General features: G+C 71.3%; 1 protein-coding gene. It reads left to right on the forward strand.

Going from position 1 to position 795, the window contains the following annotated elements; genetic code table 11:
• Window positions 1-155 precede the first annotated feature (155 nt).
• Window positions 156-722, forward strand: a complete 567-nt coding sequence (locus ACFXB5_RS08865) for an HIT family protein (protein ID WP_385204238.1) — start codon at window positions 156-158, stop codon at window positions 720-722.
• The last annotated feature ends 73 nt before the right edge of the window (window positions 723-795 follow it).

Consider the following 795-nt stretch of genomic DNA (forward strand, 5'->3'; position numbering starts at 1 on the left):
ACCCCCCTCCCCCGGGGGGGGGGCCTAGGGGGGCCCGGCGTTGCGGGCGTGCCCCCTTTTGTATGACGGGGGGGTCCCCCGGGGCGGTGTTGGGGGGGGGGGGCCCCCCCCCCCGGCCCCCCCCCTCGGCTCTTCCTCACCCCTGCGGGGCGAATATGCTGGCCCGCATGACGAGTGAGCCGGAACAGCAGATCGGAGTGGGGACGCCTGACGCGTTCCAGCGCCTGTGGACACCCCATCGGATGGCCTACATCCAGGGGGAGAACAAGCCGACCGGCCCGGGCGCGGGCGATGGCTGTCCGTTCTGCTCCATTCCGGAGAAGTCCGACGAGGACGGCTTGATCATCGCTCGCGGCGAGTCCGTCTACGCCGTGCTCAATCTGTATCCGTACACCGGCGGCCATCTCATGGTCGTCCCGTTCCGGCATATCGCCGACTACACCGACCTCACCGCCGAGGAGACGGTGGAGCTCGCGGAATACACCAAGGCAGCCATGACCGCGCTGCGTACCGCCTCGGGTGCGCACGGTTTCAACGTCGGCATGAACCAAGGGACCGTGGCGGGCGCCGGGATCGCGGCGCATCTGCATCAGCATGTGGTGCCGCGCTGGGGCGGGGACACCAACTTCATGCCCGTGATCGGCAGCACCAAGGTGCTGCCGCAACTCCTCGCCGACACCCGCCGGTTGCTCGCCGACGCCTGGCCCCGGCCGGGGGCCTAGCGGCCGCTCATGGGTCGGGCCCCCGCCCGGGGGCCAGGGGCCCCCCCCGTATCGTGTGCCATAAGCGTCGGGC

The sequence above is a fragment of the Streptomyces sp. NPDC059455 genome (assembly GCF_042750115.1).
Classification (GTDB): Bacteria; Actinomycetota; Actinomycetes; order Streptomycetales; family Streptomycetaceae; genus Streptomyces; species Streptomyces endocoffeicus.